Origin of the sequence: Micromonospora coerulea, from assembly GCF_016598485.1 — a bacterium.
Lineage (GTDB): Bacteria > Actinomycetota > Actinomycetes > Mycobacteriales > Micromonosporaceae > Micromonospora > Micromonospora coerulea.
This window is the reverse complement of record NZ_JAEMUW010000010.1, coordinates 84,990-103,317: the sequence shown is the minus strand read 5'-3', so window position 1 is coordinate 103,317 and position 18,328 is coordinate 84,990. Positions and strand designations below refer to the sequence as shown.

Genomic DNA, 18,328 nt, shown 5'->3' with positions numbered 1-18,328 from the left:
GGCATGGGCCAACCGCCCCTACCGCACGTGGAGAGGAACCCCATGCGCAAGACACTGGGTGTCGCGATGCTCACCGGCATCGTCGTCGCCGCCTCGGCGACCGGCGCCACCGCCGCCCCCCGCGCCGAGGCCGACAGCGGCTACATCGTCGTCCTCCGCGCCGACGCCAACTCATCGTCCGTCGCCGCCGAGCAGGCCAGGGCCAGCGGTGCCACCGTCGGCCACATCTACGAGCACGCCCTGCGCGGCTACTCGGCCCGGATGAGCGCGACCGCCGCCGCCCGCATCGCCCGCGACTCGCGGGTGCTCTTCGTCCAGCCCGACGGGTTGGCGACGGCGGACGCCCAGACCACGCCGACCGGCATCAACCGCGCCGACGCCGAGCTGAGCCCGACCGCGAGGATCAACGGCGCGGACGAGCGGGTCAACGTGGACGTCGCGGTCATCGACACCGGCATCGACCTGACCCATCCGGACCTGAACGTCTACACCGCCGGTGCGAAGAACTGCTCCACCGGCACCAGCGCGAACGACGGCAACGGCCACGGTTCGCACGTTTCCGGCACGATCGGCGCGCTGGACAACGGTGTCGGCGTGGTCGGCATGGCACCCGGGGCTCGGCTCTGGCCGGTCCGGGTGCTCAACAACGCCGGTAGCGGGACCTTCTCCGACATCATCTGCGGCATCGACTACGTGACCGCGCACGCCAGCGAGATCGAGGTCGCCAACATGAGCCTCGGCGGCTCGGGCTCCGACAGCGCCTGCGGCAGCAACAAGGACGCCATGCACGAGGCGATCTGCAGGTCCGTCGCGGCGGGCGTGACGTACGTCGTGGCCGCCGGCAACGAGACCGACAACGCCGCCAACCACGTGCCGGCCGCGTACGACGAGGTCATCACGGTGAGCGCGCTCGCCGACTTCAACGGCCAGCCCGGCGGGGGAGCGGCGGCCACCTGCCGCAGCGACGTGGATGACACCATCGCCGACTTCTCCAACTTCGGCGCGGACGTCGACCTGATGGCTCCGGGTGTCTGCATCTACTCCACCTGGAAGGGCGGCGGCTACAACACCATCTCCGGTACCTCGATGGCCAGCCCGCACGCCGCCGGTGGCGCCGCGCTCTACAAGGCGACCCACCCGACGGCCACCCCGAGCGCCGTCAAGGCGGCCCTCCAGTCGGCCGGTACGACCAACTACAGCTGGCCGGCCGGTGACCCGGACGGGATCCAGGAGAAGCTGCTGAACGTCGCCACGTTCTGACCGTCGATCCTCGACCGTGCCGGCCCGGTGGGTCGGCACGGTCGAGCCCTGCCACGACCGTGCGCGCCGACGGGTGGGCGACGAGCGGCGGGCTCAGCGCGGGGTGGAGCCGGTCGGGGCCGGTGGTTTCAGCGACGCGCCCGTGGCGCGCGCGGTCGGGACCTCGGTGACGGGCGGCGTGGCTGGTGAACGCTCCGGTGGGTTGGTGACCCGGCCGGTCGGTTCGTGGCCCGGCCGGTCCGTCGCGCTGGGCCTGGCCGTCGCCGGCTCGGCCCCGGCGTCGAGGAGCCGGTCGCAGTAGTCGGGCACCTTCTCCCGACCGCCGGCGGCCGACACCAGGTCGGCGAAGCGTCTGCTCTCCAGCGCCCGGCGCCGGTTGTCGCTCTCCTCCGCCCGGTACGCGGTGCAGAGACCGAGAATGGCCGGCGACGCCGTTCCCCGGCCGGCCGGGCCGGCCCCCGGGGTGGGCGAGACGTCGAAGCCACCGGTCGGCGACGGGTCCAGGCCGGCGCTCGTGCTCGGTGCCGTGGTGCCCTGGGTGTTGTCGCCCTGGGAGCCGGGCAGGTTGCCGGTCGCGGCGGCCAGCGCCACGCCGCCGGTGGCAGCGGCGGCGAGCAGGGCCGCGACGGCGACCTTCGCGCCGAGCAGCCCGGCGAGGATCCGCCGCTCCGGGCGGGCCGCCGGTGCCGGAAGCGAACCCGTCCGGGCAGCGCGGAACGCCGCGAGGGCGGCCGGCTCGCCGGTGAGCTCGTGCGGGCGCGGGGCGACCCGGACGGCGGTGAGGAGTCGGACGAGCGCCTCCGGACCGTCGGGTCGGTCGGCGGCGGGGCCGACGAGCAGTCGCTCGACGGTCTCCTGGTCCATGCGGTGTGCGTTCATCTCGTGTCCCTCAGCGCCGTCGCCTGACGCGACGTCACATCGGAAGCCCGCATCCGACCCCGATCACCCAGGTGAGGTCGATCACCCGGACCGTGGCAGGCGGCGTTCAGCCCATGCTCTTCGTCCCGTCGATCGACTCGCGGAGGATGTCCGCGTGCCCGGCGTGCTGGGCGATCTCCGCGATCAGGTGCAGGAGGACCCGGCGCACCGACCAGCTCGCGCCCGGCTCGAACCAGGGCGCGCTCGGCAGCGGATGGGCGGCGTCCAGGTCGAGCGTGCCGACCAGCTCGTCCGTCGCCCCGGCCGCCCGGTCGAACTCGGCAAGCAGCCCGGCGAGGGTCTCGCCCTCCCGCATGCGGAACTGACCCTCCCAGTCGACCGGCTCGCTCCGCATGGCGTCGGCCCCACCGACCGCGAACCGCAGCCAACGCTCCTCGGTCGACGCGACGTGCTTGATCAGGCCGCCGAGGCAGAGCTCGCTGACCGTGCTGCGCCGGGCGGCCTGCTCGTCGGTCAGGCCGTCGACGGTCTGCCGGAGGAAGCCGCGGTGTCGCCGCAGCGTGGCGAGCAGATCCGCCCGCTCACCGGTGACGACCTGGTCGGAGACGCTCATGATGCCCGCCCTTCGTTGACGACTGGGACCACGATATGACCGGCCACCGACAGTCCCGGGCAGCTCCACCGGGGACCGCGGCGCGTCGCCACGGGTTGCCGATCCGCCCGGACCGGGGTGCACTGAATTACATGGGTGTAGTGAAGGTGGGAACCTCGTCCTGGGCCGACCAGCTGCTGCTGCGCTCGGGCTGGTACCCGCGGGCGGTCAACACCCCGGCCGGCCGGCTCGGCTGGTACGCGGAGCGGTTCGGGCTGGTGGAGGCGGACACCTCCTACTACGCGATTCCGCTGCCGGAGACCACCGCCGGCTGGGTGGCGGCCACCCCGCCCGGCTTCACCTTCGACGTCAAGGCGTTCGGCCTCTTCACCGGCCACCACACGCCGGTGGCGGCGCTGCCACGGGACCTGCGCCCGGCTGGCGTCCCGAGCCGGATCCGCTGGCGGGACCTGCCCGCCGGGGCGTACGACGAGCTCTGGGACCGGTTCCGGGCGGCGCTGGCGCCGATCGCGGCGGCGGACCGGCTCGGCGCCGTGCTGCTCCAGTTCCCGCCCTGGCTGGCCCGCGGCGAGGCGGCGAAGCGGCGGATCGTCGAGGCGGCCCGGCGGTGCCGGCCCTGGCGGGTCGGCGTCGAGCTGCGGCACGCCTCCTGGTTCGCCGAGGACGCCGTCGTGGACACCGTGACCTTCCTGCGTGAGCACGGGCTGACCTACGTCTGCGTCGACATGCCGCAGGGGTACGCCTCGTCGGTGCCGCCGATCCTGGTCGCCACCGCCGACCTCGCCGTCGTCCGGTTCCACGGGCACAGCACCGCCTGGGAGAGCGGCGACAAACAGGACAAGTTCCGGTACGCCTACGGCGAGCAGGAGCTGCGCCGCTGGTCGGTGCTGCTGGCCGAGCTGGCCGACCAGTGCGCCGAGCTGCACGTGCTGATGAACAACTGCTGCGGTGACCAGGCCCCGCGCGACGCCGCCCGGCTCGCCGACCTGCTCGGCGTCGCACCGACCCCGGAGCGGGCCGCCGCCGCGCGCGCTTCCGGCGCCTGACCGGCGGGGCGGGTTTCCCGGCCGCCGGGCCGGGTACCGGCGGTGCCGAGGCACGACGGAAGGGGAGCGCGTGAGCGAGCGGGACGAGGCGACGACGGGCCGGCCCGACGACCGGGACCCCCGGGCGACCCGGGAGGCCGAGGAGGCGCACGGCGGCAGCATGGCGCCCGGCCTGGTGGACGACACCGGTCACCGGGTGGCGGAGCCGCCCGCGCCGGAGACCGTGCCGGAGCCGTCCGCGATGGGGACGCCGGGGGAGGACGGCACCGGCTCCTGAGCGGCGTCCCTTGACGTACCCGACGACGGCCCGACCGCCTGGTGCGGTCGGGCCGTTGCCCGTTCCGGTGCCGGTCGGCCGGCGACCCACCCCGGGGGCAGGTCGCCGGCCGGTCGGCGGGTCAGCGACCGGACATCGCCATGTTCCGCTTGCCCGCGCCCATCCCCGTGCTCTGCTTGCCCATCTTCGTGCTCCGCTTGCCCATCCTCCTGTTCCGCTTGCCCGCGCCCATCGCCGCAATCACGCCCATCGCCGTCGGCGCGGCCAACACGCCACCGGCCCGGCCGAGCATCCCCCGGAACACCTGTCCCGCCTTCTGCTGCTCGCTCATGTACGCGGTGACCACCACCAGCGCCCCGGTCAGTGCCGGGACCGCCCACTGCAGCGCCTTCATCTGGCGCTGGCAGGAGGCGACGTTCGCCGGTGTCTGGTAGCTCGGCTCGGTAATCCCCTCGACGGGCGGGTTGCCCGCCTTCTCCAGCCGCATGCCGAGCAGCCGGCTGTAGCCGGTCACCGCGAGCGCGCCGACGGTGAGTGCCGTCTTCAGCGTGCTCGTCTTCGCCACCCCGGACTGGGCGGCGACGCGTGGGCTCTCCGTGACCAGTTCGCCGACGGAGCCGGCCAGGTGGGCGCCGATGGCCGCGGCGTTCACCGGGGTCCATCGGGCCCAGCCCGCCGAAGCGACCGGCAGCCGCTGCGTCGAATCGTTGATCTTTCCCGCCGCGCCGTTTACGCCGAGGGCTCCCATCAGCGAGCCGCCGAACCAGGCCGCCAGGCCCAGGTCGTGCATCGAGCGCAGTGCGGTGTGCCGTTCTGACATCTGCATCCCCCTCCGCCATGTTTCGGGCGCTGCCGGTTACCCACCATCCGGGCCGCTATGCCTCCGGTCGGCCGGGCATCTGAGCGGTTCGGGTCGCGCCGGGCGGCGGCCGCGGTCTACCGCCGGGGCAGGGCGGCGGCGAACCCGGCGACCCGGGCGGCCAGCGGGGCCGCGGCGCGGACCCAGGTGAAGTGGTCCAGCGGCGCGCCCGCCTCCGCCACGGTGTACCGGTGCCGGGTGACCGGGGCGGCGGTGAGCTTGGCGCAGAGGTGGTCCAGCGTGGCGTGCGGGGTGTACTGGTCGTCGTCGACGCTGACCGCCAGGACCGGGGTCCGTACCGACCGGACGGCCGACTCGGCGTCCACCCCGTCGAGGCGGGGGAAGCGGCCGGTCCGCGCGGTGTACGCCCAGTCCCGGATCACCCCGCGCGCCTGCCGGCCGCCGAACCCCCAGCCCGGCCAGACGCCGAGCAGCCGGGCGATGGCCGCGATCCCCTGGGTGTACGGCAGCACGCCCCAGCCGCGCCGGCCCGGGTAGCCGCGCCACCACGGCAGGCCGACGGCGACCAGGGCGAGCCCGTCGACGGCGTCCGCGTCGTGCAGCGCCTGGTGCAGCACCGCCACCTGCCCACCGAGGGAGTGCCCGAGCAGCACCCGGGTCCGCCCGTCCAGCCGCGGCTTGAGCGCGGCGAGCACGGCGGCGATGTCGCCGGCCAGCTCGGCGTAGCCGTACCGGCAGGAGCGCCCGGGGGCGGGGGTGCTCTCGCCGGTGCCCCGCAGGTCGACCACGACGACGCTGAGGCCGGCGGCGTGCAGCGCGGCGGCGAACGGCCGGTAGTAGCGGGCCCGCACGCCCATCGCCGGCCAGATCAGCACGACCGGCGCGTCCGGCACGCCCGCCGGGTCCGGGTACGTCTGCACCCCGATCCGGGCGCCGTCGACGTCGATGAACTCCTGGGTGTACTCCGGCTCCCCGCTCACCGGCCCAGCCTACGACCGCAAGCTACCGGCGGGTAGCAGGGGTGCGGGCGCGGCTGTCCGCCGTACCCGCAGGCTGCGCTCGACGGCGGCGAGCACGGCCGGCACGTCCAACGCCGCGAGTGCCGGGTGCGGCCCGTCGTCGTCGGCCGGCCGGCGCGGCCCCACCCAGAGCGCCTGGTGCCACGGCCGGTCCGGCGGCGGCCCCCACTGTGCTGGCGGCACCGGCCCGAACAGCAGCACCGACGGGGTGGCGTAGCCGGTGGCGAGGTGGCCGATTCCGGTGTCGCCGCTGACCACCAGCCGGGCGTGGGCCACCAGCGCGGCCAGCTCACCGAGGTCGGTCGCCCCGGCCAGCACCGCGTCGGCGGGCAGCCCGGCCCGCCGGGCCACCTCTTCGGCGATACCCCGTTCACCGGGCGTGCCGGTCACCACCACCCGGTGACCCCGGTCGGTCAGTTCCCGGGCCACCGCGGCGAACCGGGCCGGCGGCCAGCGCCGCTGGGTCGCCTTCGCGCCCGGGTGCACGACGCTCACCCCGGTCGGCAACCGCCCGGGCGCCGGCCGGCGCAGCGCCAGGTCGGTGCGGTCGGCGGGGATGCCGTACCAGGCCAGCAGCCGGCACCAGCGGTCGATCTCGTGCTCCTCGGCCCGCCAGTCCGGGCCGTCGTGGTGCCCGGCCTCGGCGTTGGCGAAGGCGAGCAGCCGGCGCGGCCGCGTCCCGGCCAGCCTCCGGTGCGACTGCGGCCCCCGGCCGTGCAGGTTCACCGCCAGCTCCGGCGACGGGCCGGGCCAGGCCAACCGGCCCAGCCCGTCCGCCTCGACCAGCCGGTCCACCCCGCCGACCAGCTCGACCAGCGGGGACAACCAGCGCGGCGCGACCAGCGCCAGCTCCTTGCCCGGGTACGCGGCCCGCAGCGCCCGCAGCGCCGGCACCCCGGTGGCCAGGTCGCCGACGCCGAGCGCCCGAAGGACCAGGATCACGGGTACGACGACTCCTGCTCCGCGCAGACCACCAGTTCCCGTACCGCGCAGCCGGGCGGCTGGGCGAGGGCGAACAGCACCGCCTCGGCGGTGTCGGCCGGGTCGTTGAGGATCGCGTCCGGTCCGGGCTTGTACTTCTCGTCCCGGTCGTCGAAGAACGCCGTCCGCATTCCGCCTGGGATCAGCAGCGTCACGCCCACCTTTCCGGCCAGTTCGGCGGCGAGCGCCCGGGTGAAGCCGACCACCCCGAACTTCGCCGCGCAGTACGCGGTGGCGTCGCTGACCGCCTTGACGCCCAGCGTGGACGCCACGGTCACCACCGTGCCATGCGAGCGTTCCAGGTGCGGCACCGCCGCCCGGATCACCGCCGCGGTGCCGAGCAGGTTGATCGCCACGATCCGGTCCCAGGTCTCGCCCGGCACGTCGGCGAGCCGGCCGGGCACGTCCATGCCGGCCGCGGTGACCACCCCGTCGAGGCCGCCGGCCTGCTCGGCGAGCTGTCGGGTGGCCGCCTCGGCGGCTCGGGTGTCGGCCAGGTCGCACTCGACCCAGGGCACCCCCTCGGCTGGCGCCTGTCGGTCCAGCACGTACGGCCGGCCGCCGGCCTTGGCCACCGCGGTCACCACCGCCGCGCCGAGGCCGCTCGACCCGCCGGTGACGAGGATCGCCCTACCGTTCATGTCCCTGCTCATACCGCTCCCTTGACGAGGTGGAGGCCGCGCTGGCGCGCGGCGGAGATGGTGCCGGTGGTGGACCGGCCGGCCAGGTAGGGGACCGTGACGACTCGGCCGCCCCAGCGCTGGACCAGCTCGGTCTCGGGCAGGTCGGGGCCGTTCTCGCCCGCGTAGTCACCGCCCTTGACCCAGACGTCGGGGCGGAGGCGGGCCAGCACCTGGTGCGGGGTGGGCTCGTCGAAGACTGCCACCGCGTCGACGCAGTCCAGCGCCGCCAGCAGCCGGGCCCGGTCGGCCTCCGGGTTGACCGGGCGCTCCGGGCCCTTCAGCCCGCGGACGCTGTGGTCGGAGTTCAGGCAGACCACCAGGCAGTCGCCGAGGCGGCGGGCCGCCTGGAGGGTGGCGACGTGCCCGGCATGCAGGATGTCGAAGCAACCGCCGGTGGCGACCACGGTGCCGCCGTCGGCGCGTACCCGCGAAACCAGCTCCTCGGCGGTGCGCGCGGCGGCCAGCGCCGGCCGCCGGTCCTCCTGCCGGTGCAGGCCGGCCGCCCCGCCTGCGGCGACGTACGCGGACGCGGCGGCGATCGCCTCGCCGACCGCCTCGGAGACCAGCGCGCCGCCGCCGAGCGCCAAGGCGGCGGTGGCGGCGAACCGGTCCCCGGCGCCACAGGTGTCCTCGACGCGGTCCACGGTGGCGGGTGGCGGCACGACCAGCGGGGTGCTGCCGGCGTGGCAGAGCACCGCGCCGTCGGCGCCCAGGGTCACCGCGACCGCGCCGACCCGCCACCGCCGGCGCAGCTCGTGCCCGGCCCGGGTGGCCGTGGACAGCGCCGAGCCGCCGCCCGCGTCTCCCGTGAGCTGGCGCAGCTCGGCGAGGTTCGGGGTGGTGAGCCGGGCGCCGGCCACGGCCGCCGGGCCGCGCGGGTGCGGGTCCCAGACCACCGGGGCGGACGCCTCGGCCAGCGCCGCCCGCAGCGTCGGCTGCCGGACCAGCCCGCGACCGTAGTCGCTGACCAGGATCGCCCGGGCCCGGGCGAGCACGGCCAGCGTCGCCGCGGACGGCTCACCGGGCGGCTGCGGGTCGCCGCCCCGGTCCAGCCGTAGCAGGGTCTGCCCACCGGCGCGCAGCCGGATCTTCTCGGCGGTCGCGCCGGGCAGGTGCAGCGGATACACCTCGACCCCGGCCGCGGCGAGCAGCTCGGCCAGCCGCCCGCCGCCGGCGTCGTCGGCGAGCGCGGTGACCAGCGCGACCTCGCTGTCCTGGGCCGCCGCGAGCAGGGCGGCCAGGCCGGCGCCGCCGGGCCGGTCGGTGGCGGAGCGTTCGTCCAGCACCGGCACGGGGGCGTCCGGGCAGACCCGGCTGACCGCGCCGGCGACGTCCCGGTCCAGCAGGGCGTCGCCGACCACCACGAGCGGCCCGCTCACGATGCCACCCACCCGGTGCCGGTGGACCCGTGCCCGTTGCGCCCGGGCCCGGGCCGCCCGGTCCCCACCCCGGCCAGGACCGGGCCGGCCCACCCGGCGCCGTCCGGACCGCTCCGCGACCCGCCCTGGACGCCCCACGGGGCGAGGGGCGCCGTCCGGGGCGCCGGGGTGGACATCGTCGGGAGCTGCCGGACCAGCGGCAGCGTCTGGTCGACGTACTCGCAGAGCAGGTGCGTGGCGACCAGGTGCAGCTCCTGCACCACCTGGCTGTCCGGCGACGGCACCGCCAGCACGTCGTGGCAGAGCTCGGCGAGGGGGTTGGGGGTGGGGCCGGTGAAGGCCCAGCAGCGTAGGCCGGTGTCGTGGGCGGCGTGGGCGGCGGTGAGGAGGTTGGTGCTGGTGCCGCTGGTGGACATGAGCAGGAGGATGTCGTGGGGGCGGCCGTGGGCGCGGACCTGGCGGGCGAAGATTTGGTCGTAGCCGTAGTCGTTGCCGATGGCGGTGAGGGCGGAGGTTTCGGCGTGCAGGGCGATGGCGGAGAGGGGTTCGCGGTCGTCGCGGAGTTTGCCGACGAGTTCGGCGGTGAGGTGTTGGGCCTCGGCGGCGCTGCCGCCGTTGCCGGCGACCAGCAGCCGCCCGCCCCGGGCGAGAGTCCAGGCCAACTCGGTGCCCCAGGCGGCCAGCCGCTCGGCCTCCCGGCGGTACGGCAGCAGCGCGGCGGCCAGCCCGGACAGGTGCGCGTCGAGGGTGGAGAGCTGCCCGGTCATCAGGCCACCGCCGGGGCGGGGCGGGCGATCGTGGCGACCGTGGCGTACACCGCGCCGAGCTGCTCGGCGCAGCGCTTCCAGGAGTACCGGCTGCGGATCCGGTCCAGCGCCGCCGTGGCGTACGCGAAGCGGCGGACCTTGTCCGCGAGCAGCCGGCGGATCGCGGTGCCGAGCGCCCGCGGGTCGCGGGGCGGGACCAGGTCACCGGTGAGCCCGTCGATGACGGTGTCGGCGATGCCCCCGACGTTCGTGCCGATCACCGGCACCCCGCAGGCCATCCCCTCCAGCGGGGTGAGCCCGAACGGTTCGTACCAGGGGGCGGCGACCAGCACGTCGGCCGACCGGTACCAGCAGGCCATCTCCTCGCGCGGCACCCCGCCGACCAGCCTGACCCGGTCGGCCACGCCGCACGACTCGGCCAGCGCCGACAGCCGGCGGGCGAAGAAGTCGGCGGCCAGCAGCTCGGCGGGCGGCCCGCCGACGACCACGCACTCGGCGTCCGGCACGGCCGGCAGCGCCCGGACCACCTCCAGGAAGCCCTTGCGTTCCACCATCCGGCCGACGGTGAGGATGCGCGCGCGGGCCGGGTCGCGCGGGGCGACCGGGCCGTCCGGGCGGAACACGGCCTGGTTCACGCCGGACGGGACCAGCGCCATCCGGGTCCGGGGTACGCCGAGGCGGACCAGCTCGGCGACCTCGTCCTCGCACTGCACGATGACCCGGTCGACGGCCCGGCCCAGCGCCCGTTCATAGCCGATCCGCCCTGGTGGACTGGTGTCCTGTGCCCCTTGGTGGCGGCGCTTGACCGTGCCGAGCGCGTGGTACGTCAGTACCGTCGGCACCCCGGCGCGCCGGCCGGCGTGCACGGTGGCCAGGCCGCTCATCCAGAAGTGCGCGTGCGCCACGTCGGGCGTCCAGTCGCCGCGCCGCCACCGGTCGGCCAGCCACCGGCCGAACTCGCCCATGTACGGCAGCAGTTCGTCCTTGGGCACCCGCTGGGCGGGCCCGGCGGGCACGTGGCACACCTGGTAGCCGTCCGCGGTGGACACCGACTCGCCCAGCGTGGCGGAGTCCCGGCGGGTGTAGACGCGCACGTCGTGGCCCTCGCCGACCAGCGCGGCCGCGAGTTCCGCCACGTGCGTGTTCTGCCCGCCCGCGTCCTCCTCGCCGAGGGCGGCGAGCGGGCTGGCGTGCTCCGAGATCATCGCGATGCGCATGTTTCCTCCTCCATCAGCCGGTCCCAGTCAGCGAGGAACCGGTCGAGCCCGAAGCGTTCCTTGGCGACCTCCCGCGCCCGCGCCCCCAGCCGGTACGCCGCGTCGCGGTCCTCGACGAGCCAGCGGGCCGCCTCGACCAGCGTGTCCACCCGGGTGGAGAGCACCCCCGCGCCGGGCGGTACGGCGTCCACCGCCGCCGTGGTGGCGAGCGCGATCACCGGCATGCCCATGGTCATCGCCTCGATGAGGCTGAGCCCCAGCGACGTCCAGCGGCACAGGTGCAGGTACGCCCGCCGCCGGGCGACCTCCGCGTGCATCCGGTCCTGCGGCAGGTCGTCGTGCCCGGTGACCGGGTGGGTCAGGGTGGCGCCGGTCGCGGTGAGCGCCTCCGGCAGGCCGGCCACCCCCATTCCGTACACGTCCAGCGGGGCGATCTCGGCGAACCGGGGCAGCAGGTCGGTGCCGGTGACCCGCCAGCGGCGCACCGGTTCGTTGGTGACCACGGCGAGCCGGTCGAGGTCCCCGGTCCATTCGACCCGGGGCGGCACGATGCCGTGGTCGATGACGGTGGTGCGGGTGCCGCCGTTGTCCCAGAACAGCTCGTTGAAGTGCGTGACGTGGGCGATCAGCAGGTCGTCGCGGTCGGCCATCGGGTGTCGGGTGTTCGGCACGTCGCCCTTGGGGGTGTTGTGCTCGACGTAGATCGCCGGCAGGTCCCGGCCGGGCCGCCGGCCCAGCCACTGCTCGGCCAGCTCCAGCTCCTCCGGGCGTTGCAGGATGACCAGGTCCACGTCGGCTCGGGCGAGCTCCTCCGGGGTCACCTCGACGGCGCCGTCCGGCCACGGGTAGGTCCGGGCCCGGCCGAGGCCGTACGGGCCGCGGTCGGGGGTGACCGGCACCAGGTACCGGTGCCTGCCGTGCACGAAGGACGTGGTCCAGGAGCCGTGCACGTGCCAGAGCAGAACGTTCATGCCTCTCCTCGCGATCGCGCTGGTCGGGGGCCGGGACGGACAGGGGCTCAGGTGGGCGCGGGCGGTGCGAGGAGGCGGACGGCCGCGGCCACCTCGGCCGGGTCGACGCCGGTCAGGCAGGGGTGCCCGGCGACCGGGCAGACCGCCGCCCGGGTGTCCCGGCAGGCGGCCCCGGCGTCGCCGAGCCGGACGATGGGCACCCGGTAGGGTCCCCACTGTCCAAAGGAGACGGTTGGGGCGAAGAGGCTGACCACCGGGGTGCCGACGGCCGCCGCCAGGTGCGCCGGGCCGGTGTTGCCGACCACCAGGCAGCGGGCCCCGGTGAGGATCCGGGCGAGCCCGGCCAGGTCGGTCGCGCCGCCGAGGTCGATGCCGCCGGGGGCCGCGACGCGGGCGGTGAGTTCCCGCTCGTCGGGTCCACCGGTGACGACCACCCGGTGCCCGTCGGCGACGAGGGCGGCGACGATGTCGGCGCAGCGGTCGGCCGGGCAGGCCCGGGCCGGCACGGACGAGCCGGGATGGACCACGACGTAGTCGCCCGACACCGGTTCCGCCGCTGGGCCGGCGGCCGTGAGCGCACCCGCCCGGCCGGTACCGGCGGCGGTCGTCGCGACGCCGGAGCCGGCGCTGCCGGTGACCCCGGCCGGCGCGGCGGGAGCGGCCAGGTCGGCGCGCAGCCGCAGGCGCGGCTCGTCGTCGGCGGGCAACCCGAAGCCGGCCACGGCGGCCAGCGAGAGCGCCCGCTCCGGCTCCGGCACGCCGACCGGCACCCGGTGCCGGACGTCGAGCAGGGAGCCCGGGTAGTCGTCGCTGATCGCGCTGATCCGGGGCACGCCGGCCAGCCGCAGCAGCAGCGCCAGTGGGAGCGGCGACTGGTGGAAGGAGGTGAAGACGACGGCCTCGTCCGCCCCGACCTCGGCGAGCCGGGCGGTGAGCCGGCGGATGTCGTCGGGGTCCACCGGGTCGGGGGAGCCGTCGATCCAGGGCAAAGGCCACTCGATCAGCTCGTCGACGCCGGGCAGCAGCTCGGCGGCGGCCCGGCCGCGCGGTCCGCAGAGCAGCACGACGCGCTCCGCCCCGGCGGCCACGGCGCGGATCCCCGGGCCGGTGACCAGCACGTCCCCGGCCGAGTCGCTGCGCACCACCAGCACGGTGCCGGCCCGCCCCGCGCGCGCGACGGCGGGCTGGACGGCGTGCTGCCGGCGCAGGATCTCGTCCACCGCCGCCGGCAGGTCCCGGGCCACGGCCGGCGCGGCGGCCACCTCCTCGGGGCGGGTGACCGGGGTGGGCACCAGGATGCCGGTCGCGCCGGCGGCGAGCGCGGCGGCCATGTCCCGGCCGATGTCGCCGACCATGACGCAACGGGCGGGCATGGTGCCGAGCGCCGCGGCGGCGGCGTGCACCAGCCCCGGAGCCGGCTTCCGGCAGGCGCAGCCGTCCGTGTCGTCGTGCGGGCAGATCCGCCAGTCGTCGAAGGGGCCGAGCAGCTCCTCGACCCGGGCGTGCACCGCCCGCATGTCGGCCTCGGTGAAGTAGCCCCGCGCCAGGCCGGACTGGTTGGTCACCACGGCCAGCCGGAGACCGGCCGCCCGCAGCCGGTCCAGCGCCGCTCGCGCGCCCGGCAGCGGGCGGACCTTCTCCGGGTCGCCGTTGTAGGGCACGTCCTCGATCAGCGTGCCGTCGCGGTCCAGCAGCACCGCGTCGAAGAGGACCGGACGAGCCATGGCGGACCAGTTGCCCCGGGCCGGAGAAGTAAACATCAGCTTGCCCCCGGCCGCCCGCCCGTGACCACCGATCCGGCGGGCACCGCCCGGGCACGCCACCAGCCACGGACCCATCCGGCAACGGCGAGGGGCGGGATCAGCGCGCTGGTCACCAGCATGGTGCCGACCTCGTCGGCGGTGCGCGGGCCGGGCGCGATCCGGGCCCGGGCGAACTCGGCGGTGCCGGCCGCCCAGGCCAGCGCGGCGGCGCCGCCGACGAGCCCGAACGCCCGCCGGCGCGGCCCCGGACGGTCCAGGGCGCGCAGCGCGGCGGCGGCCAGCGCGAGGGCGGCCGCCGCGGTTACCGCCACGTGCCGGGGCCGCCGGCCCGGCGGAAGCTCCAGATCGGACCGCCAGGTCGGGCCGTACAGCCGGCGCAGCAGGGCGTCGTCGGCGTTGCCCCGTTGGGTGCGCAGGCTGACCCAGCGGTCCTCGGGGCGTACCGGATGGGTCACCCGGCGGTGGCCGCGGACCAGCCGCCAACCGGCGCGCCGGACCCGGTGTGCCAGCTCGGCGTCCTCCCGGTAGGCCCGCGGGAAGCGCTCGTCGAAGCCGCCGACGGTGGCCAGCGCCGCGCGCCGGTAGGCCATGTCCGCGGTGATCCAGTTCCCCTCGGCCAGGCCGGCGGTGCCGCGCTCCCAGTCGGTGGGTCGCCGGTCCGCGGGCAGCGGCACCTCGACCACGCCCTGCACCCCGCCGGCGTCACCGGCCGCCGCCAGGTCGGCGACCAGCCGCCGGCACCAGTCCGGCGCCGGCAGCACGTCGTCGTCGAGGAAGACCACCCAGGATCCCCGGGCCGCGCGCCAGCCGAGGTTGCGGGCGGCCGCCGGGCCCGCGCCGCGCCCGGTGAGCACCTTCGTGTACGCGGCCAGTGCCCCCGGTACCGCGAACTCCCCGGTGTCGTCGCGCCGGTCGTCCACCAGCAGCAGCTCCACCTCGGACAGCTCTCCGAGCTGACCGGCGAGGGCCTCCAGCAGCGCCGTCAGGCTCGGCCGGCCGAGCGTCGGCACCACGATGCTGATCATCGGTCACCGGCCAGCGACCGGCGGTGCACCGCGAACGGACCGAGGGCGAGCAGGTCCACCGGGGCCGAGCCGAACAGCTCCATCGCCTCGCGGGGGGTGTCCACCATGGGCCGCCCGGCGGTGTTCAGCGAGGTGTTGACCACCACCGGCAGCCCGGTGCGCCGCTCGAATTCGGCCAGCAGCTCGGCCACCACCGGCTCGGTGTCGGTGTGCACGGTCTGCACCCGGGCGGTGCCGTCGACGTGCGTGACGGCCGGGATCCGGTCCCGCCAGTGCGGCTTCACCCGGTGCACGAAGAGCATGTACGGGCTGGGGTAGACCCCCTCGAAGATCTCCGCGAAGCGCTCCGCGCGGACCATCGGGGCGATCGGACGGAACTGCTCCCGGCCCTTGACGTCGTTCATCCGGGCGGTGGTCGCCGGGTCGCCGGGATGGGCGAGCAGCGACCGGTGGCCCAGCGCGCGCGGGCCGTACTCGCTGCGGCCCTGGTACCAGGCGACGATGCCGTTGTCGGCAAGGACCCGGGCCGCCTCGGCGGCGATCGACGCCGGCCGGGTGTACGGCAGCGCGGCCCGGCGCAGCTCCGCCTCCAGTTCCTCGTCCGACCAGCCCCGGCCCAGGTCGGCTCCGGCCATCGGGGTGGACCGGTCGCCGAGCGCGCCGGCCACGTGCAGGGCCGCGCCGAGCGCGGTCCCCGAGTCGCCGGCCGCCGGCTGCACCCAGACGTCCCGGTACGGTCCCTCGGCGGCGATCCGGGCGTTCGCCACGCAGTTGAGCGCCACTCCGCCGGCCATGGCCAGGGTGGACGCCCCGCCGGAGGCGTCGTAAAGCCAGCGGGACAGGTCGAGGACGACCTCCTCCAGCCGGGCCTGCACGCTGGCGGCGAGGTCCGCGTGCTCCTCGGTCAGCTCGCCGCCGGCGGTGGCCGGCTTGGCCATGCTGGCCCAGTCGATCCGGTCGACGTGGAAGCCGCCCTCGGGGGTCACCCGCACGAGCTCGCGTAGCAGGCCGAGGTGCCTCGGCTCGCCGTACGAGGCCAGCGCCATCACCTTGTACTCGTCACTGGAGTGCAGGAAGCCCAGGTGCCGGGTGAGGTCCTCGTAGAGCAGGCCGAGCGAGTGCGGCAGCTCCTGTGAGTACAGCGACGACAACTGTCCGTCACGGTAGACGCCGGACAGGTGGCTGGCCACCTCGCCGCGCCCGTCGAGCACCAGCACGGCGGTGTCGTCGCCGGCCGGCGGGGCGGCCAGCCCGGCGGAGGCGGCGTGCGCCACGTGGTGCGGCACGAACCGAACCTTCTCCGGGTCCAGGCCGGGCAGGGCGGCGGCGAGGAACTGCGGGGCTCGCCTGGCGTAGTCGACGCGCAGCCAGTCCCACGGGTCGCTGAGGCCCAGGTCAGCGGCGTCCCGGCAGAGGCGGGGGTCGAACGAGTACGCGACCGCGTCGAGGCTGTCGACGTCGATCCCCGCGCTGGCCAGGCACCAGGCGGCGGACAGTTCGGGCAGCTCCCAGGCGGAGAACGGCACGGGGCGCTTGCCGTGCTTGCGGCGGCTGAACCGCTCCTCTTCTGCGGCGGCCACCACCGTCCCGTCGACCACCAGGGCGGCCGCGGGGTCGTGGAAGATCGCGTTTATTCCAAGGACGCGCATGAGCAACTCCTACCCCCGCCCCCGCCTCCTAACCTGTAGATCATCGACTTCTCCGGCCCGAGCCGATCGTCGGCTGTGGAGATTCGTGCGGGAAGCGGGAGCGGGGCCGGACGGCCGGCGCGCATCGGCCGTCCGGCGGTGGGTCAGCGCCCGTCGCGCAGCATGCCCGGTCCGAACACCTCGTACGCGATCCGGTCCACCGGTACGCCCCGGCGCAGCAGGCCGCCCCGGACCGCGTTCATGAACGGCAGCGGCCCGCAGAGGTGCACGTGCGCGTCGGGGGAGAGCGGGATCAGCTCCGGGTCGACCCGGCCGGCGCTGACCTGCGCCATCAGCCCGGCCAGTTCCCCGCCGGCGGCGTCCTCGTACCAGAGGTCGAGCCGCAGCCGGGGCAGGTTTTCCTGGAGCCGGGGGAGCGCGTCGCGCAGCGCGTGCGCGGCGCCGGCCCGGTCGGCGTGCACCAGCACCACCGGGCGCTGCGGCTCGGTGGCCGCCAGGTGCTCCAGCGCGGCCATCGCCGGGGTGAGCCCGATGCCGGCGCTGACCAGCAGCAACGGGCCGTCGCCGGCGACCGCGCTGACCTCGCCGAAGGGCGGGCTTAGCCGCAGGACGTCCCCGACGGCCACCCGGTCGTGCAGGAAGCCGGAGACCAGTCCGTCGGGCGCTCCGCCGGTGCCACGGACCCGCTTGACGGTGATTCTCCACTGATCGGCGCCCGGGCGGCCGGAGAGGCTGTACTGGCGGATCTGCTGGCCGCGGTCGCCGTCCAGGTCGACGGCGACCGAGGTGTACTGCCCGGGGGTGAAGCCGGGCGCCGCGCCACCGTCGGCCGGGACGAGGATGAGCGAGACGACCTCCGTGGTCTCCCGGACCCGGCCGGTCACCCGCCAGTCCCGCCACACCGCGCCGTCCGCCGGTACGCCGGCCGCGGCGTACAGCCGGGCCTCCCGGGCGATCAGCTCGCAGGCCAGCAGCCAGTACACCTCGTCCCAGGCGGCGGCCACCTCGGGCGTGACCGCGTCGCCGAGCACCTCGCCGACGGCGGCGAGCAGGTGCCGGCCGACGATCGGGTACTGGGTCGCGGTGATGCCGAGCGAGGCGTGCTTGTGCGCGATCCGGTCCAGGATGGGGCCCCACGGCACGGTACTGCCCCCGGTCAGGTGCGAGGCGTACGCGGCCACCGCGGCCGCCAGCGCCGCCTGCTGCTGACCGGTGGCCTGGTTGCCGCGGTTGAAGAGGTTCAGCAGCTCCGGATGCGCGTCGAACATCCGCTGGTAGAAGCGTCCGGTGATCGCCTCGCCGTGGGCCTGCACGGCGGGCAGGGTCGCCGTCACCACTGCAGCTGAGGATTCCGAGAGCACGATTACTCCTTCGGGGATCGGTGGGTCGATCCCCACTGAACAGGAGTCTGAAATACCTCTTCAGGGTCCAAGGTCCCGGGTCCGGGGTCGCCCGGATCACACCCACGGACCGGCTCATCGGCCCGTGTCGCGGGCCGTTCGCGCTGGCTAGGGTCGGTGCGGTGAAGCTCAACCGGTCCACCGACATGGCCCTGCGGATCGCCATGCTGACCGCCGCGTCCCCCGCACGCACCACGGTGGACGAGCTGGCCACCCAGCTCGCGTTGCCGCGCAGCCACGTGGCGAAGGTCGTCCAGCGGCTCCAGCGGATCGGGGTCCTGCGCACCGTCCGGGGGCGCTCCGGCGGGGTGGCGTTCGCCGAACGCGCCGGTGAGCTCACCGTCGGCCAGGTCGTCCGGGCCTTCGAGGGCGACGACGAGGTAATCGCCTGCGAGCAGCCCGCCTGTCCGCTGGTCGCCGGCTGCCGGCTGCGCGGGGAACTGCGCCGCGCCCAGGCCGCCTTCCTCGCCGTCCTCGACGAGGTGCGCCTCGGCGACCTGGTGGCCGGCCCGGCCGGCGCGCTCCTGCTCGCCCTCGGCGCGCCGGGGGCGCGCGGCTGAGCCCGCTGGCCGTACGCTG

18 protein-coding genes are annotated in these 18,328 nt (G+C 75.8%); 4 read left to right on the top strand and 14 right to left on the bottom strand.

Translation table 11 applies throughout. The features are described 5' to 3' along the window. Positions 1-42 precede the first annotated feature (42 nt). Entirely contained in the window at positions 43-1,260 is a 1,218-nt protein-coding gene (locus I8N68_RS15065; protein WP_234039738.1) for a S8 family peptidase, read from the top strand. 93 nt (positions 1,261-1,353) lie between these two features. Here I8N68_RS15065 and I8N68_RS15060 read toward each other — a convergent pair whose 3' ends face one another. Next, positions 1,354-2,139, bottom strand: a complete 786-nt coding sequence (locus tag I8N68_RS15060; protein WP_200210598.1) for a hypothetical protein — start codon at positions 2,137-2,139, stop codon at positions 1,354-1,356. Between the two features lie 106 nt (positions 2,140-2,245). Continuing rightward, complete coding sequence (locus tag I8N68_RS15055) at positions 2,246-2,752, bottom strand: DinB family protein (RefSeq protein ID WP_200210597.1); 507 nt, start codon at positions 2,750-2,752, stop codon at positions 2,246-2,248. Between the two features lie 131 nt (positions 2,753-2,883). On the opposite strand from I8N68_RS15055, the gene I8N68_RS15050 reads away from it, so the two are divergent. Both I8N68_RS15050 and I8N68_RS15045 read left to right on the top strand, forming a co-directional pair. Beyond that, positions 2,884-3,798: a DUF72 domain-containing protein gene (locus I8N68_RS15050; RefSeq protein ID WP_200210596.1), complete on the top strand. Its 915-nt coding sequence runs from the start codon at positions 2,884-2,886 to the stop codon at positions 3,796-3,798. A gap of 70 nt (positions 3,799-3,868) precedes the next feature. Further along, positions 3,869-4,075: a GTPase activator gene (locus I8N68_RS15045; RefSeq protein ID WP_200210595.1), complete on the top strand. Its 207-nt coding sequence runs from the start codon at positions 3,869-3,871 to the stop codon at positions 4,073-4,075. A gap of 121 nt (positions 4,076-4,196) precedes the next feature. On the opposite strand, the gene I8N68_RS15040 is transcribed toward I8N68_RS15045, so the two are convergent. From I8N68_RS15040 to I8N68_RS14985, 12 genes are all read right to left on the bottom strand, one after another. Continuing rightward, the gene (locus I8N68_RS15040; RefSeq protein ID WP_200210594.1) at positions 4,197-4,895 is read right to left on the bottom strand and encodes a hypothetical protein; all 699 of its coding nucleotides are present in this window, start codon (positions 4,893-4,895) and stop codon (positions 4,197-4,199) included. A 116-nt stretch (positions 4,896-5,011) separates the two neighbouring features. After that, positions 5,012-5,875 carry an alpha/beta hydrolase family protein gene (locus I8N68_RS15035; RefSeq protein WP_200210593.1) on the bottom strand — a complete coding sequence of 288 codons (864 nt, stop codon included), beginning with the start codon at positions 5,873-5,875 and terminating at the stop codon, positions 5,012-5,014. Between the two features lie 9 nt (positions 5,876-5,884). Further along, a complete protein-coding gene (locus I8N68_RS15030; protein WP_200210592.1) occupies positions 5,885-6,856 on the bottom strand; it encodes a glycosyltransferase family 9 protein in 972 nt (323 codons plus the stop codon). Next, the gene (locus I8N68_RS15025; protein WP_372433726.1) at positions 6,853-7,548 is read right to left on the bottom strand and encodes an SDR family oxidoreductase; all 696 of its coding nucleotides are present in this window, start codon (positions 7,546-7,548) and stop codon (positions 6,853-6,855) included. The genes I8N68_RS15030 and I8N68_RS15025 overlap by 4 nt, the downstream gene beginning before the upstream one ends. Beyond that, on the bottom strand, positions 7,545-8,957 hold the full coding sequence (locus tag I8N68_RS15020; RefSeq protein ID WP_200210591.1) for a PfkB family carbohydrate kinase: 1,413 nt from the start codon (positions 8,955-8,957) through the stop codon (positions 7,545-7,547). Before I8N68_RS15020 ends, I8N68_RS15025 begins: the two co-directional genes overlap by 4 nt. Further along, positions 8,954-9,724 carry a D-sedoheptulose-7-phosphate isomerase gene (locus I8N68_RS15015; RefSeq protein WP_200210590.1) on the bottom strand — a complete coding sequence of 257 codons (771 nt, stop codon included), beginning with the start codon at positions 9,722-9,724 and terminating at the stop codon, positions 8,954-8,956. The genes I8N68_RS15020 and I8N68_RS15015 overlap by 4 nt, the downstream gene beginning before the upstream one ends. Continuing rightward, the gene (locus tag I8N68_RS15010) at positions 9,724-10,941 is read right to left on the bottom strand and encodes a glycosyltransferase (protein WP_200210589.1); all 1,218 of its coding nucleotides are present in this window, start codon (positions 10,939-10,941) and stop codon (positions 9,724-9,726) included. The genes I8N68_RS15015 and I8N68_RS15010 overlap by 1 nt, the downstream gene beginning before the upstream one ends. Continuing rightward, entirely contained in the window at positions 10,926-11,912 is a 987-nt protein-coding gene (locus I8N68_RS15005; RefSeq protein WP_200210588.1) for a glycosyltransferase, read from the bottom strand. Before I8N68_RS15005 ends, I8N68_RS15010 begins: the two co-directional genes overlap by 16 nt. 47 nt (positions 11,913-11,959) lie before the next feature. Continuing rightward, positions 11,960-13,636 (bottom strand): HAD-IIIA family hydrolase, encoded by a 1,677-nt coding sequence (locus I8N68_RS15000; RefSeq protein WP_234039736.1) that lies wholly within the window; start codon positions 13,634-13,636, stop codon positions 11,960-11,962. Between the two features lie 35 nt (positions 13,637-13,671). Next, complete coding sequence (locus I8N68_RS14995) at positions 13,672-14,700, bottom strand: glycosyltransferase family 2 protein (protein ID WP_200210586.1); 1,029 nt, start codon at positions 14,698-14,700, stop codon at positions 13,672-13,674. Then, complete coding sequence (locus tag I8N68_RS14990; RefSeq protein ID WP_200210585.1) at positions 14,697-16,349, bottom strand: carbamoyltransferase family protein; 1,653 nt, start codon at positions 16,347-16,349, stop codon at positions 14,697-14,699. Before I8N68_RS14990 ends, I8N68_RS14995 begins: the two co-directional genes overlap by 4 nt. 143 nt (positions 16,350-16,492) lie before the next feature. Then, entirely contained in the window at positions 16,493-17,710 is a 1,218-nt protein-coding gene (locus I8N68_RS14985; RefSeq protein WP_307812833.1) for a globin domain-containing protein, read from the bottom strand. Between the two features lie 161 nt (positions 17,711-17,871). On the opposite strand from I8N68_RS14985, the gene I8N68_RS14980 reads away from it, so the two are divergent. Continuing rightward, on the top strand, positions 17,872-18,309 hold the full coding sequence (locus I8N68_RS14980) for an RrF2 family transcriptional regulator (RefSeq protein WP_200210584.1): 438 nt from the start codon (positions 17,872-17,874) through the stop codon (positions 18,307-18,309). Positions 18,310-18,328 lie beyond the last annotated feature (19 nt).

Excerpts from the sequence above, each read along its gene's own strand:
- I8N68_RS15065 (WP_234039738.1), top strand. The coding sequence starts at position 43 with ATGCGCAAGACACTGGGTGTCGCGATGCTCACCGGCATCGTCGTCGCC.
- I8N68_RS15060 (WP_200210598.1), bottom strand. The coding sequence starts at position 2,139 with ATGAACGCACACCGCATGGACCAGGAGACCGTCGAGCGACTGCTCGTC.
- I8N68_RS15055 (WP_200210597.1), bottom strand. The coding sequence starts at position 2,752 with ATGAGCGTCTCCGACCAGGTCGTCACCGGTGAGCGGGCGGATCTGCTC.
- I8N68_RS15050 (WP_200210596.1), top strand. The coding sequence starts at position 2,884 with ATGGGTGTAGTGAAGGTGGGAACCTCGTCCTGGGCCGACCAGCTGCTG.
- I8N68_RS15040 (WP_200210594.1), bottom strand. The coding sequence starts at position 4,895 with ATGTCAGAACGGCACACCGCACTGCGCTCGATGCACGACCTGGGCCTG.
- I8N68_RS15025 (WP_372433726.1), bottom strand. The coding sequence starts at position 7,548 with ATGAGCAGGGACATGAACGGTAGGGCGATCCTCGTCACCGGCGGGTCG.
- I8N68_RS15015 (WP_200210590.1), bottom strand. The coding sequence starts at position 9,724 with ATGACCGGGCAGCTCTCCACCCTCGACGCGCACCTGTCCGGGCTGGCC.
- I8N68_RS15010 (WP_200210589.1), bottom strand. The coding sequence starts at position 10,941 with ATGCGCATCGCGATGATCTCGGAGCACGCCAGCCCGCTCGCCGCCCTC.
- I8N68_RS15005 (WP_200210588.1), bottom strand. The coding sequence starts at position 11,912 with ATGAACGTTCTGCTCTGGCACGTGCACGGCTCCTGGACCACGTCCTTC.
- I8N68_RS15000 (WP_234039736.1), bottom strand. The coding sequence starts at position 13,636 with ATGGCTCGTCCGGTCCTCTTCGACGCGGTGCTGCTGGACCGCGACGGC.
- I8N68_RS14995 (WP_200210586.1), bottom strand. The coding sequence starts at position 14,700 with ATGATCAGCATCGTGGTGCCGACGCTCGGCCGGCCGAGCCTGACGGCG.
- I8N68_RS14990 (WP_200210585.1), bottom strand. The coding sequence starts at position 16,349 with ATGCGCGTCCTTGGAATAAACGCGATCTTCCACGACCCCGCGGCCGCC.